Raw genomic sequence first — 14,435 nt, 5'->3', positions numbered from 1 at the left:
GATGATGAAAAGATTATTACCAACGTCGACTGCGGGTAGCTTACCGAAACCGTCTTGGTTGGCAGAGCCTGAAAAGCTTTGGTCACCATGGAAATTGCAAGAGCAGGGTCTGATTGAAGGTAAACAGGATGCTTTACGTTTGTCTTTGCATGAACAGCAAGTGGCAGGCATTGATATTGTTAGTGATGGCGAACAAACCCGTCAGCACTTTGTGACCACATTTATTGAGCATCTTACGGGTGTTGATTTTGAGAAACGCGAGACGGTGCGAATTCGTAATCGTTATGATGCCAGTGTTCCGACTGTGGTGGGTGCGGTATCTCGTCAAAAGCCAGTTTTTGTTGAAGATGCTAAGTTCTTACGTCAGCAAACCAATCAACCAATCAAATGGGCGTTGCCTGGTCCAATGACCATGATTGATACGCTGTATGATGCACATTATAAAAGCCGTGAAAAATTGGCATGGGAATTTGCCAAAATCCTGAATGAAGAAGCCAAAGAGTTAGAAGCGGCGGGTGTGGATATTATTCAGTTCGATGAACCTGCTTTTAATGTGTTCTTTGATGAAGTAAATGACTGGGGTGTTGCGACTTTAGAGCGTGCGCTTGAAGGTTTGAAGTGTGAAACTGCAGTGCACATTTGCTATGGTTACGGCATTAAAGCCAATACCGACTGGAAAAAGACCCTCGGTTCTGAATGGCGCCAATATGAAGAAGCTTTTCCAAAGCTGCAACAATCAAAACTTGATATCATTTCGCTCGAATGTCACAACTCGCGTGTGCCGATGGATCTGATTGAATTGATTCGCGGTAAAAAGGTGATGGTGGGTGCGATTGACGTGGCGAGCAACACGGTTGAAACGCCAGAAGAAGTTGCCGATACCTTACGTAAAGCACTTCAGTTTGTCGATGCAGATAAGCTCTATCCATCAACCAACTGTGGTATGGCACCTTTGGCACGTGATGTTGCACGTGGCAAGCTAAATGCATTAAGTGCAGGTGCAGAAATTGTTCGTAAAGAACTCGCTTAATTTACCGATTTTTTGATGGCTTAAGGGCTGCACATTGTAGCCCTGAGCACATTTAAAATAGATCGGGTTTAATTTAGGAATAAAGTGATGGTTGAAGCAACAGATTTTAGAGATGCAATGTCTTTACTCACCAGTGCAGTCAGTGTGATTACCACCACAGGCATGTCTGGTCGTTATGGCTTTACTGCATCTGCTGTATGTAGCGTCACTGATACACCTCCGACTTTATTGGTGTGTATGAATCGGGCATCGAGTTCGCATGTGCATTTCGTCGACAATAAAATCTTAAGCGTGAATGTGTTAAGCGCAGATCATCAACATATTTCTAAAGCCTTTTCGTCTAAATTGAGTCCCGAAGAACGTTTTAAACACGGTGCTTGGTCAGAATTGGAAACTGGTGCGCCTGTTTTGGATGATGCCTTGGTGAATTTCGATTGTGAGATTGATCAAATTCAGGAAGTGGGAACGCATACGATTTTTATTTGTCGTATTGTGGCAGTTCAACAAAGTGGACATGATCAAAGCTTGGTTTATTTTAATCGTGCTTATCACCAAGTGGGGCAGACTGAACTTGCTTAAAGCGTTGTGCTTTAAGCGATCCGCTTATTGTGAAAATATTCTTATAAAATAGTTTAAAAATAATAAAAATATAAGATGTTGAAAAATAATAATAAAACTTATTTGGCCCGAAGTGTAAATTGACACTCATCACTACCCCGATTATTCTTTAAGCGCTGGCCTACATCGCCAGTCGGTTTTGACAGACCGTTTAGTAAGACTACATCAGAACTATTCCGTCTGAGGAATAGTTTTGTGTGTATACTTCTCGTCCCCCTTCCGTAGTGGTAGGACGGGAGAGGGACACCTTTAGGTGTGCTGGAGTCTTACCCGGTCTGTCAACCCTTTCTCGTCCTGCCTCCATAAAGCTTTATGTCTTGGCAGCGTTCCGAATTATTCAGGAGTTGGCCATGCACTGTATTTTCATACTTCCTTATTAGTCTCTGACATGGTTTGAATGCATTTCGCTATTCAGCATTGCTTCGTCACGACTAAACACATAGATCAACAATAAAACTTGAGATGCACTAAAGCCGTCTTTAGAGGCTTTTGCATGCCTTTTTTGCTCATGGAAAGATTGAAGGCTGTTTATCTCTTTAGGCACAACAAAAATTATTGAATTATGGTGAATATATGCCATCTTTTTCTCAGTCATCTCGTGCTGTATGCGCGTTTGAGACAGCGATCTGTCTTTTTAACCAGTATGGATTCAATAATATTGGTGTTGATCGCATTATTGAGACCTCTCAAATTGCCAAAGCGAGTTTTTATAAATACTTTCAGTCTAAAGAACAATTGATTGAAATTTGTTTGAGTGAACAAAGGAAAGCACTCAAAAAGGAAGTGCGCTGGGTCATTAACACACATAAAAATTTGTCAGTGCATGAAAAGTTAACGCGAATTTTTGATCTGCATGTCAATCTGGATGGATCGTATCATTTATTATTTAAGGCAATTTTCGAGATTGAAAAACGTTATCCAGATGCTTATCAGATTGTGGTTGAGTATCGCAGTTGGTTGATTGAAGAAGTTTATAAATTGCTTTTAGTTGGTCATGTGAATGCTTCGAAAGTTGATGCGCAGATGTTCTTGTTTGTGGTGGATGGGGCGATGGTGCAATTGTTGAGTGGTCATAAAGTGGATAAAGGGAAGTTGTTGGAAGGGTGGTTGGTGGGGGTGGATGATCCAGAGCGGTTGATTGAGGGGTTTTTTGTGGGTGGTATTACTTCTAAATTTACTAAAATTATCTAGGTTATCTCTTTTGGATTATGAGATAACCTAGATAAAAATTATGACTTTGTTGTAAATGTTATTTTGGTTTTACCAAATAATTTTCTTGAGTGGACTCTAACATTATAAATATATGAAGCTGCTTTCAGACTATTAATAAATTTTTCATGAAGTCCACTATATTCTAAAGAATGATTTCCCTGAATGCTTATTGACTGGTAAGGAGTGTCTAACATACCAATTAATTGAGTTATTTGTTGCTGATTAAGTGTTGTGACTACAGAAATAAGAATATTAATTTTGATGTCTGTTGCATATGAATTTGCGAAGAAAACTTCAATATATTCAATTGGAAGGTTGGTTCCAGATTTTGTAAAGACATCATTAATAATTAATTTAATAGATGATTCCTCGTAAAAACTAATACCGAGTTTCTTTATAATTATAAGCTTTTGTTTGTTGCTTAAATTTGGAGATGAAATGAGGGATTCATATTCTTCTTTTTCCAAAGTTAATCCATCAGACAATTCAGAGCATTTATCATCTAAATTTTTTATTATTAAATCTCTAACTAAATCAAGATGAGTTTTTCGTAAAATATCAATATTTTCAATGGTTAATGTTAGAACATTTTTTTCTATTAAGAAGGATATTCGTTCTCTACTAAGGTGATGAACGTCCAGTGAGTCATAATTATTAATTTTTACAGTTATAATAGTACTATATGCAAAATCATTAAGGGATTCTGATAATAGTAGATCTATTTCAAATTCTTCTACAAGTTCTGGGTTATGAGTCAAAATAGACGAGTTTGAAAATTTTTGTAATTTTAGTAATTGATAGTTTTCAGCAATATTTATATAGTTGATGATTACTTGGTCTAGATTTTTATTATTTTTATTGTAATATGAAATCAAAGAATCCCAATTAGGTTCTAATCTGTTATTTATAATAATTTTATCCCAGAATTGTGAGTCTTGAATAGAAATGATGAGTTCAATTTTAACTTCATTGTTTTCAATTAACCACTCTTTATGAGTATTATTTAGTTTTTCATTGTTAATTAATTTGATGAAATTGTTCGAATTTTCCTTTAAGTTTTTGGCTGATGAAATATACACTTCTTCGAAGAAACGACTGATTGATTGGTCTACCTGAGTTATCAAGTAGTCTGGCGCAAAGTCTTGTAAAACACCATAAGGCTTTGAAGCAAAATTATTTTGGATTTCATCAATTTTTTGATCTTCATTATTTATACGTATAATTTGTAATATCATTTTTTCATTAAATTCAAAATATTCATTTCTACATATTTCATTAAATGTACTTACATCATTTTGATTATTACAATCCAAATACTCGAATATTGGTTTAATAAGCTGTAGAAATTTAAGAGTTTCTTGCTCAGTACTATAGGCATCTTTGATGTATTCGATAAAATTACTTTTAGAAGACAGGTATTTTTTTAGAATGTCATCTTTGTTAAGTAAAGGAATATTCTCGTTTTCTAAATTTTTCAATATCAGCAGAAGACAGCTTTCAATTTTTTCATCAGCCATTGTCGCATGAATATGTTCAAAAAAAGTCTGCCAGCTTTTAACTATTTGATTAATGAATAGGGATGAGTTTTCTTCTCTATCTATATATTCGAAAACAAGCCGAATTGAACGTTCATCCTGATTTGATAATAATTTGAATAAATTGTTGTAATGATCATTAAATTTATCATGGTTTTCAAGAATAAAATCTACTAAACTAAAATTGAGAATACTGGTATGTAAAAACTGTCTAGGTGTTAAGTATTTTTCTAGTATTTTTTTTACATTAGTTAAAGTTATATCAAAATCTGAGTTGATATGATTGATAACACTTTGAGCATAATCTCTTTCAGTAATATTTATTACACTGTCAATAAAGAATGAAATATAGTCAGGATAGTGCTCATCTATGTATCCCTCTCTAATTAAAAATTGAAGAAGAGGAGGGTGATTTTCAGAATTAAAGAATGCTTCGTTGATCTCTTTACTTAGTAATTCTTTTAATGGACTCTGCTTAAGACTATTTTCATTATTAACTAAGCCTTTTTTTTGCTCCAATAATTTTGCACGGTTCGTTGTTTCGCGATTTTGAATTCTAGTTTCTCTATCTGTGTATGAGAGTGTGGCGTTTACTATATTTTCAATATTTTTAAAAGTAAATTTAATATCTTGAATATTTTGAATTTCAATATTTGTATGTCTATTATTACCTGTAATTTCTACAAACCACGCTATATTTTCTGAATTTTGAATAATGTTGAAGTTTGCATCAGTTGTGAGATTGTTGTGATCGAGATATGAGTCTCCAATTTTAAGTTTTACTAGATAGGTTGTGCTATTAATATAATTATAGTGATTACTTGCACCTGTAATATTGGGATATCTTTTAAGAATTTCATAAACATATAATTTTCTTAATTCTGTGATGGTTTGAATTTTTTCTAATTGGGATGCTTGAATTTTCTCATCCAAAGTGAAAATTTCTTGTTTAATTTTTTCTAATTGACTGGTAATAATATTTTTCTTTTTAATTGTAAAGATTTCATATATTTCACCTTTATTGGAGTGTAGGTTTGCAAATTCAGCAGGGTAGTAGTTTTTATAAATTATTAAAGCTAATAATTTGTTTTTATTGAGATTTGGGTTGTTAAGTTTTTTTACATAAAGTTTAAATTCATTAAAGATATTTGTTACAAGTCTCATATCATCAAAATAAAGTGAGACCTGATGTAGAAAAACATCTTCAATTTCATCGTGTAGTTGACTATCACTCTCTTTGTTAATATAGTTTTTTCGAATTAAATCATAAGCATTTGTAGGGTTTATGACAGGAATAATTGGGATGATAAAATCGAAAAACTTAGATCGATCTTTATCTTTGAACATGTTATCTCTAATAGCATATAAAAACACTATAGGACGGTTTACTTGCTTTGAATTGTTTATAAGGGTATTGAGCTCTCTTAGTCGAATAAAAATTTCTGAATTCTCAAAACGATCTAGATCTTCGATTATGATGATGTCGAATTTTGTTCTTTCAAAAAAATATAAAATCTCATCTAGATGTTTATTTAGTATTGATTCTGATTTTTCATTATTTAATGTTATTTCAGTATCTTGGAATTTTAATTTAAGCTCTTTAAGCTTTTCAATATATTTTATTCCAGTGAATAACCCAACTATGCAGCATAGTAAGAATAATATAGAAAATATTTCCTTTATAAATATTTCTTGAATGAATGGAATACCTAATTTATCTAGATAAATATTTTTTGGGAAAAATACAATAAGCGTTAGTAATATCCAGCTTAAAATAAAAAATGTATTGAGTAATATCTTTCTATTTTTAACAGTCACAATCCGCTTAAGCCTTGAGCGAGGCAGGGTTTTTTGATCTACAGAATAAAAGAGTTGTTGTAATATACTTTTTTCTATGGCTTCAGTTTCAATTTCTTTGTTGTTTACCCCTTCAATTTCTAGTTGATCTTTAAACGTTGCTAGAGATATATTTAAGTATTTCCATTGTAGATTCTGTTTTTGAAAAGTTTGTAACACACTACTCTTACCTGAACCATATGGTCCAGTTACAGCAATATTGTTAGTTTTGTTCTGTGATAATGCAAATTTGAGCATATCAGAATAAGCGTTATCTTCATCTGCGTTAGTAATTGGTATTAAAGACAAATATTGATCTGTAGAGGTTATTTGAGGTGCTGAGTGAATTTCTTTAATTTTTGCATAAGTTATTTTTATTTCATTCCAGATTTTTTGGCGTTTATCTTTTGACATTTAAGTAGTCTCGTCCCTAATACTTATTTAATTTTGTAAGTATTTTAGCCTTTTTATTGCTTTAATATCTATGTGTAATATAAAAAAATAATTAAAAACTAGAGCGTATTTCTTTAAAAAAACCGCCAGTATTGGCGGTTTTTTTTCAATGACAACTTATGTGTCGTTCAATGATATTTTATGAGTCGCAAATGACAACTTATGTGTCGTTCAATGATATTTTATGAGTCGCAAATGACAACTTATGTGTCGCGTGACGGTTAATCAAACTTACCAGCTTAACGCACCACCAGTTTGGTAATCCGTTACACGCGTTTCAAAGAAGTTCTTCTCTTTACGTAAGTCCATCATCTCAGACATCCACGCAAACGGGTTGGTTACACCAGCAAACTGCTCAGGTAAACCAAGTTGCGCTAAACGACGGTTACAGATGAACTTCAAGTATTCTTCCATCATGCTTGCATTCATACCCAATACACCACGTGGCATGGTGTCACGCGCATATTCGATCTCAAGCATGGTGCCTTCAAGAATCATTTGAATCACTTCTTCTTGGAACTCAGCCGTCCACAAATGCGGGTTCTCGATCTTGATCTGGTTGATCATGTCGATACCGAAGTTCAAGTGCATAGATTCATCACGCAAGATGTACTGGAACTGCTCAGCAACACCGTTCATCTTGTTACGACGACCCATACTCAAGATTTGAGTAAAGCCACAGTAGAAGAAGATCCCTTCAAGAACACAGTAGAACGCGATCAAGTTACGCAATAAACGTTGGTCGTTTTCAGGCGTACCTGTGTTGAAAGTCGGATCACTTAAAGATTGAGTGTATTTCAAGCCCCACGATGCTTTACGTGCAACACTTGGAATCTCGCGGTACATGTTGAAGACTTCGCCTTCGTCCATACCCAAAGATTCGATACAGTATTGATAAGCATGCGTGTGAATCGCTTCTTCAAACGCTTGACGCAAGATGTACTGACGGCATTCAGGGTTGGTAATGTGACGGTAGATCGCCAACACCAAGTTGTTTGCAACCAATGAGTCCGCAGTTGAGAAGAAACCCAAAGAACGCATGATGATGGTACGCTCATCTTCAGTTAAGCCATTTTCAGACTTCCAAAGCGCGATATCGTGGTTCATGTTGACTTCTTGCGGCATCCAGTGGTTTGCACATCCGTCAAGATACTTCTGCCAAGCCCACTCGTATTTAAACGGAACAAGCTGGTTTAAGTCTGCGCGACAGTTGATCATTGCTTTATCATCAACCTGTACACGCTGTGCACCCATCTCAAGCTCTTCCAAGCCAGGTGCCGCATCTAAGTGCTCTAAGGCAGCAGATGCTCGTGCCAACGAATCGGTGGGATTTGTTGATCGCACGGTATTGGTTCCAGCGGGTTGTGCAGCTGCCACGCGCGGCGATGATTGCTCTGAATCAGATACCACTTGCGTATTAGCCGTTTTTTGCGTGTCGATGGGCGCAGACTTGTGTTCAGGTGCAGTCGGTTTTTGCGAATCATCTTCAAAATCGTCCCAACTAAGGATAGACATATTAATTCTCTCTTCGTTGCTTTATATCTTTTATTTAGACATCTCAAGCAAGGAGATGTCCTACTATACGCTCAATTTGTGTAAGCAAAATTAAGTTTTATTGACTGAAATTTTAAAAAGTGACCAGTGGACACCGATAATCCCTAAAACTTATTTTGCTTACGCTGTTGTTTACGTATTTTAAAAAATGCGTAAACCATTGGAATATAAAACACTAGAAAGGCACAGATCAGGACTATCACACCAAATTGATAATTATGACTGAGATGGAACATGATCTATGCCTCAATAGAAACCTCTCTTGCGGAGCTTTAATCGCTCCTCACCCCTCCAAAGGAGAGGGAATTTATGGAGAGAGGTGTGAAATTACTGACAAGCTTCGCAGTCTGGGTTGTCAATTGAACACGCCAATGGCACTGGCGCTGCTGTTGAGAAACCATCATCTTCAGTTTGAACTTCAGCTTTTTCTGCTACAACCGCTGCTGCCGCAACCACAGGCGCTTCAACCGATGCTGGTTTAACTGCATTCAGTGCCCCAGTATTAATGGTTGATTTCTCTGCAGAAGTCGCACCTAAAGCTCGGAGGTAATATGTGGTTTTAAGACCACGTAACCATGCCATCTTATAAGTGATGTCAAGTTTCTTACCATTCGCGCCAGCGATGTAAAGGTTCAATGACTGTGCTTGGTCGATCCATTTTTGACGACGTGACGCAGCATCTACGATCCAGCGAGTATCCACTTCAAATGCAGTCGCGAAGATTGCTTTTAATTCTTCAGGAATACGTGCAATCTTTTGAACTGAACCTTCGAAGTGTTTTAGATCATTGACCATTACGGTATCCCAAAGACCACGTTCTTTTAATGCACGAACAAGGTAAGGGTTGATCACGGTGAACTCACCAGAAAGGTTAGATTTCACATACAAGTTCTGGAAAGTTGGCTCAATTGATTGAGACACGCCACAAATGTTAGAGATGGTTGCAGTCGGTGCAATCGCCATCACATTTGAGTTACGCATACCGTCTTTTTGAACTTTGGCACGTAAAGTGTCCCAGTCTAAACGTTGAGTACGATCCACTTCGAACATACGCTCTGGACGTGATTTCGCAACGATTTCTAAAGAGTCGATTGGCAAGATACCTTGATCCCACAATGAACCTTTAAATGTTGAGTAAGCACCACGTTCAAGCGCAAGGTTACTTGATGTTTCGATTGCGTAGTAGCTGATCACTTCCATCGATTCATCAGCGAAATCAACGGCTGCATCTGAACCATAAGCAAGATTCATTTCATACAATGCATCTTGGAAGCCCATGATACCCATACCCACAGGGCGGTGTTTCAAGTTCGACGTTTTCGCTTGTGGTACAGCATAGTAGTTAATGTCGATTACGTTATCGAGCATACGCACGGCAGTTTTCACTGTACGAGCAAGCTTTTCACGATCTAATACGCCACCTTGAACATGTTGTACAAGGTTGATCGAACCTAAGTTACATACCGCGATTTCATCTTGGTTTGTGTTTAAAGTGATTTCTGTACACAAGTTAGATGAGTGAACCACGCCCACGTGTTGTTGTGGTGAACGTAAGTTACATACGTCTTTGAATGTGATCCATGGGTGACCAGTTTCGAACAACATCGAAAGCATTTTGCGCCATAAATCTTTAGCACGTACTTTCTTGTGTAGCATGTTTTGTTCTTTTGCTACAGCTTCGTAGTGTGCATAACGCTCAGCGAATTCTGCGCCAGTTAAATCATGCAGGTCTGGTGTTTCAGACGGTGTGAACAATGTCCATTCAGCATCTTCAAACACACGTTGCATGAACAAGTCAGGAACCCAGTTCGCTGTGTTCATGTCGTGGGTACGACGACGGTCATCACCTGTGTTTTTACGTAGCTCTAGGAATTCTTCAACATCCAAGTGCCAAGTTTCGAGGTATGCACAAACTGCACCTTTACGCTTACCACCTTGGTTCACTGCAACGGCTGTATCGTTCGCAACTTTAAGGAACGGTACAACACCTTGAGATTTACCGTTGGTGCCTTTGATATAAGAGTTCAATGCACGTACAGGTGTCCAGTCATTACCTAAACCACCCGCCCATTTTGACAGCATCGCGTTGTCACGCATTGCACCATAAATGTCATACAGGTCATCACCAATCGTGGTTAAGTAACAGCTAGATAATTGCGGACGCAATGTACCTGAGTTAAATAGCGTTGGTGTAGAAGCCATGTAGTCGAAGCTAGACAATAAGTCATAGAACTCGATTGCACGGTCTTCTCTATTTTCTTCATTGAGCGAAAGACCCATTGATACACGCATAAAGAATAATTGTGGTAATTCAAAACGCACGCCATTTGAATGGATGAAGTAACGGTCAAATAAAGTTTGTAGACCTAAATAGGTGAATTGATTTGAGCGTTCTGGTTTGATCGCAGCAGCCAATTTTGCAAGGTCAAAATCAAGCAAGTCCTTAGAAAGAAGATCAAGCTCAATACCTTTCTTCAAGAAGGTTTCTAAAGCATCACCTTCTAAGGTGTCTGTCGGTAGACCGAGGAACTCTAAACCTGTGCTAACGAGTTCGCTACTAAGTAAACGTGCAGTCACATAAGTATAGTTTGGCTCTTGTTCGATACGGGTACGCGTTGCCATCATCATGGTGGTCGCGATATCGCTTTCTTTTACGCCGTTATATAAGTTCTTCACCGTTTCATCAAGAATGGCTTGAACATCAATTCCTTCTAGACCTTCGCTTGCAGTTTGAATGGTGGCTGTAAGCGCATCCAAATCCAATGGTTGGAGCTGACCATTGGCATCTGTAATTTGAAGGGTAGGGTGATGGTTCGCACCAGTTTGCTGACGAGCACTTGCGCGTTGGTCACGATAAATGACGTAGGCACGTGCAACTTTTTGCTCGCCTGTACGCATCAATGCCAATTCAACTTGGTCTTGAATTTCTTCGATATGAATCGTACCGCCAGAAGGCAAACGACGATTAAATGTGTTCATTACCATTTCAGTCAGTTGAGTGATACGGTCATGGATACGACTTGAGTCAGTACCTTGTTGACCTTCAACAGCTAAAAATGCTTTCCCAATCGCAACAGAAATTTTCTCGGCATTAAATGTCGCAATCTCACCGGTGCGCTTAATGACCTGAAGTTGGCCAGGAGTAGAAGTGATGATGCTCATGTCAGCATAGCTCCATTATCATCTATTTTTATGTTCATGGACCGTTTGAATCGAGCAAAAAGTATGCCACGATGTTTGAGGGATAAACACAATACTTAGTGGTTAAAGTTTATTTTCAACACAAGATACGGGATTTTTTGGAGTAGATCAATCCTTGACATTTTACTAATTTTTTTTTCATGTCTTAACTGCTGAAATCACAGTCACATAGCATATCAAAGCCATTGAAAAAGGCTTATAGATAACTCTGTGGATAACTCAAAAAACAAACACTTAAATTATTTTGGGCTAAGAAAGAAACAAATTGTTTAACATTGGCACAAAATTTATACTAAATATTCATCCTATCGGAAAATGCATATATTTCTGAAAAATATATTAAAATTCATAATTTTAATAAAAAGATAACAAAACTGGGTAAGCGTGTATCAGTTTGGTGAACGCCTACTTGTTTACAATGTAAACGTGTGTATATTGCAAAACATAAACCAATGTATCTGTCAGATTTCATAGACAGATTCACTCAGATTTTAGGGGCAAACAAATGAGCCAAGAAGAAAAGTTACCGAAGATTTTGATCGTAGAAGATGACGAACGCTTAGCACGTTTAACACAAGAGTATTTGATTCGTAACGGTTTAGAAGTTGGAGTCGAAACTGATGGTAATCGTGCAATCCGTCGCATTATCAGCGAGCAACCAGATTTAGTGGTTCTCGATGTGATGTTACCTGGCGCAGACGGTTTAACCGTTTGTCGTGAAGTACGTCCACATTACCACCAACCAATTCTGATGCTTACTGCACGTACAGAAGATATGGATCAGGTACTTGGCTTAGAAATGGGTGCGGACGATTACGTTGCGAAACCTGTTCAACCACGTGTATTACTGGCTCGTATCCGTGCTTTATTACGTCGTACTGATAAGACAGTTGAAGATGAAGTTGCTCAACGTATTGAGTTTGATGACCTTGTCATTGATAACGGTGGCCGTTCAGTAACCTTAAATGGTGAGTTGGTTGATTTCACCAGCGCTGAATATGACTTGTTATGGTTGTTGGCTTCAAACGCTGGTCGTATCTTGTCTCGTGAAGATATCTTTGAGCGCCTTCGTGGTATTGAATACGATGGCCAAGATCGTTCAATCGATGTACGTATTTCACGTATCCGTCCAAAAATTGGTGATGATCCAGAAAACCCGAAACGCATTAAAACTGTGCGTAGTAAAGGTTACTTGTTTGTTAAAGAAACCAACGGGATCTAAATCCCTCGAATCCTCCTTGAAAAAGGGGGATTCTTTCCTTTCTGCAAAGGACTTGTGTAGCGTAGCTGCATAAGTGGGATTTTAATAGCTTGGAATTATTTACCTTATGGTGAGTCGAGTACTGAAAAACAGCATATTCTTGCGTATTTATGCTGGGTTGGTGGTTTTAGTTGTTGTGGTTGCCGCATTTTGTTATTTGCTGGTCCAAATTATTAACTATCAACGGGCGCAAGAATATCGCGAGTCTCTCACAGATGGCATTTCCTATGTCATTAGTGAAGGGGTATCTCGTCAGCCAGAAAAACAACAGAAGTTAGATTGGATTTCCGATGCATCTGACTTGCTGGAACTCCCTATCTACTATGTCGATGCTGAACGGGTAGAATTATCCCGTACAGAGAAGAAAAGAGTCGCTGAACAAAAGTCAGTGGTTCGTTATGATGCAAATAATGGGATCGGCTATATTATTATTGGCCTGAAAGATGATCCTAAGCATTTTCTTTATATCAAAGTCGATAAAATTGGCGAACGCCAAATGAAAGCGCTTCCGATTTTTGTACTGGATTATTTGATTTTCTATCCAGGGCAGGAGCGTGAGTACTTAGACAAAATTAAAAAGCATTTCTATTATTCAATTGAAATAAAAGATATTAAAGATATCAATCTGGATTCAGAGCAGATTGGTCGCTTACGCCAAGATCAAAGTGTGTTGCTGTATAAAGACAGTGCAACCATGCGTGGCACTACGATTTCCATTGTTTCTCCAATGCCAAACCATCCTGCACAAGTCCTGATTCTTGGGCCTGTGCCAATGTTCAATTGGATGCCGTTCCAGCTTTCAGCAGGGATTACCTTATTTAGTTTGTTCTTGTTGAGCTTGGGTGTTTATGGCCTGATTTTACCGCTTGAGCGTAAAATCCGTCAGGTACGTTATGCTTTGAACAAGATGAAGTCGGGTGATTTGTCATTACGTGTACCAATTGAAGGTACTGATGAAATGGCAAACTTGGCATCAAGTTATAACAATATGTCAGATCATATTCAGCGTTTGATTGAAGCACAGCGTGAATTAATGCGTGCGGTGTCGCATGAGTTAAGAACACCTGTGGCTCGGATTCGTTTTGGTATGGAGATGCTGGCTGAAGAAGATGATTATAATTACCGAATTCAGCAAGTGGACATGATTGACAAGGATATTGAAGCACTCAATACCTTGATTGATGAGATCATGACCTATGCCAAATTGGAGCAGGGCACGCCATCTTTAGACTTCGAAGATATTGTACTGGTTGAGGTGCTTGACCAAGTGGCAATGGAAACGGAAGCGTTGAAGACGCAAAAAGAGATTGAGTTGATTGCGCCACCATTGGCCTTGAAAGTCGATGCAGAGCGTCGTTATCTACATCGTGTCGTACAAAACTTGGTGGGTAATGCAGTCCGTTATTGCGATAACAAGGTACGTATCAGCGGTGGTATCCGTGCTGATGGTAATGCCTATGTTTGTGTGGAAGATGACGGTCCCGGGATTCCAGAGCAAGAGCGCGCACGAATCTTTGAAGCTTTTGCCCGCCTAGATGATAGTCGTACCCGCGCTTCGGGTGGCTATGGTCTTGGTTTGTCGATTGTCAGCCGTATTGCTTATTGGTTTGGTGGAACGATTCAGGTGGATCAGAGTCCAAACTTAGGCGGTGCTCGTTTTATTATGACGTGGCCTGCAAAGCGATATAAGCAAGTAATTAAAAAATAACGAAAGAGTAAAAAGGAATGACGCAGA

Annotated in this window: 9 protein-coding genes; 5 read left to right on the top strand and 4 right to left on the bottom strand. The window is 38.0% G+C overall.

Translation table 11 applies throughout. The annotated features are described in order from the left end of the window. Positions 1 to 4 precede the first annotated feature (4 nt). From GBI66_RS10570 to GBI66_RS10555, 3 genes are all read left to right on the top strand, one after another. Complete coding sequence (locus tag GBI66_RS10570) at positions 5 to 1,030, top strand: methionine synthase (RefSeq protein ID WP_032864471.1); 1,026 nt, start codon at positions 5 to 7, stop codon at positions 1,028 to 1,030. Between the two features lie 87 nt (positions 1,031 to 1,117). Continuing rightward, positions 1,118 to 1,609, top strand: a complete 492-nt coding sequence (locus GBI66_RS10565; protein WP_005191312.1) for a flavin reductase — start codon at positions 1,118 to 1,120, stop codon at positions 1,607 to 1,609. 612 nt (positions 1,610 to 2,221) lie between these two features. Then, the gene (locus tag GBI66_RS10555; protein WP_151716049.1) at positions 2,222 to 2,839 is read left to right on the top strand and encodes a TetR/AcrR family transcriptional regulator; all 618 of its coding nucleotides are present in this window, start codon (positions 2,222 to 2,224) and stop codon (positions 2,837 to 2,839) included. Positions 2,840 to 2,877: 38 nt separating this feature from the next. Here GBI66_RS10555 and GBI66_RS10550 read toward each other — a convergent pair whose 3' ends face one another. The 4 genes from GBI66_RS10550 to GBI66_RS10535 all read right to left on the bottom strand — a co-directional run bounded on the left by GBI66_RS10550 (position 2,878) and on the right by GBI66_RS10535 (position 11,400). Then, positions 2,878 to 6,645 (bottom strand): hypothetical protein, encoded by a 3,768-nt coding sequence (locus GBI66_RS10550; protein WP_151716048.1) that lies wholly within the window; start codon positions 6,643 to 6,645, stop codon positions 2,878 to 2,880. Between the two features lie 270 nt (positions 6,646 to 6,915). Beyond that, positions 6,916 to 8,199, bottom strand: coding sequence for a ribonucleotide-diphosphate reductase subunit beta (locus GBI66_RS10545; RefSeq protein ID WP_151716047.1), 1,284 nt, complete (start codon positions 8,197 to 8,199; stop codon positions 6,916 to 6,918). Between the two features lie 143 nt (positions 8,200 to 8,342). Next, the gene (locus GBI66_RS10540; RefSeq protein WP_004804753.1) at positions 8,343 to 8,474 is read right to left on the bottom strand and encodes a hypothetical protein; all 132 of its coding nucleotides are present in this window, start codon (positions 8,472 to 8,474) and stop codon (positions 8,343 to 8,345) included. A 91-nt stretch (positions 8,475 to 8,565) separates the two neighbouring features. Beyond that, positions 8,566 to 11,400 carry a ribonucleoside-diphosphate reductase subunit alpha gene (locus tag GBI66_RS10535; RefSeq protein WP_005191300.1) on the bottom strand — a complete coding sequence of 945 codons (2,835 nt, stop codon included), beginning with the start codon at positions 11,398 to 11,400 and terminating at the stop codon, positions 8,566 to 8,568. Positions 11,401 to 11,944: 544 nt separating this feature from the next. Between GBI66_RS10535 and bfmR the strand changes: the two genes are divergently transcribed. Both bfmR and bfmS read left to right on the top strand, forming a co-directional pair. Next, positions 11,945 to 12,661, top strand: a complete 717-nt coding sequence (bfmR, locus tag GBI66_RS10530) for a response regulator transcription factor BfmR (protein WP_004655457.1) — start codon at positions 11,945 to 11,947, stop codon at positions 12,659 to 12,661. A gap of 106 nt (positions 12,662 to 12,767) precedes the next feature. After that, positions 12,768 to 14,408 carry a sensor histidine kinase BfmS gene (bfmS, locus tag GBI66_RS10525; RefSeq protein WP_005151261.1) on the top strand — a complete coding sequence of 547 codons (1,641 nt, stop codon included), beginning with the start codon at positions 12,768 to 12,770 and terminating at the stop codon, positions 14,406 to 14,408. The last annotated feature ends 27 nt before the right edge of the window (positions 14,409 to 14,435 follow it).

The organism is Acinetobacter sp. TUM15071 (assembly GCF_008980925.1).
Classification (GTDB): domain Bacteria; phylum Pseudomonadota; class Gammaproteobacteria; order Pseudomonadales; family Moraxellaceae; genus Acinetobacter; species Acinetobacter dispersus.
Note: the sequence above shows the minus strand (reverse complement) of the source record. Positions and strands in the feature narration are given on the sequence as shown.

Bases quoted from the DNA above. Each gene is read 5' to 3' on its own strand.
- GBI66_RS10570 (WP_032864471.1), top strand. From the start codon at position 5: ATGAAAAGATTATTACCAACGTCGACTGCGGGTAGCTTACCGAAACCG.
- GBI66_RS10565 (WP_005191312.1), top strand. From the start codon at position 1,118: ATGGTTGAAGCAACAGATTTTAGAGATGCAATGTCTTTACTCACCAGT.
- GBI66_RS10555 (WP_151716049.1), top strand. From the start codon at position 2,222: ATGCCATCTTTTTCTCAGTCATCTCGTGCTGTATGCGCGTTTGAGACA.
- GBI66_RS10550 (WP_151716048.1), bottom strand. From the start codon at position 6,645: ATGTCAAAAGATAAACGCCAAAAAATCTGGAATGAAATAAAAATAACT.
- GBI66_RS10545 (WP_151716047.1), bottom strand. From the start codon at position 8,199: ATGTCTATCCTTAGTTGGGACGATTTTGAAGATGATTCGCAAAAACCG.
- GBI66_RS10540 (WP_004804753.1), bottom strand. From the start codon at position 8,474: ATGTTCCATCTCAGTCATAATTATCAATTTGGTGTGATAGTCCTGATC.
- GBI66_RS10535 (WP_005191300.1), bottom strand. From the start codon at position 11,400: ATGAGCATCATCACTTCTACTCCTGGCCAACTTCAGGTCATTAAGCGC.
- bfmR (WP_004655457.1), top strand. From the start codon at position 11,945: ATGAGCCAAGAAGAAAAGTTACCGAAGATTTTGATCGTAGAAGATGAC.
- bfmS (WP_005151261.1), top strand. From the start codon at position 12,768: ATGGTGAGTCGAGTACTGAAAAACAGCATATTCTTGCGTATTTATGCT.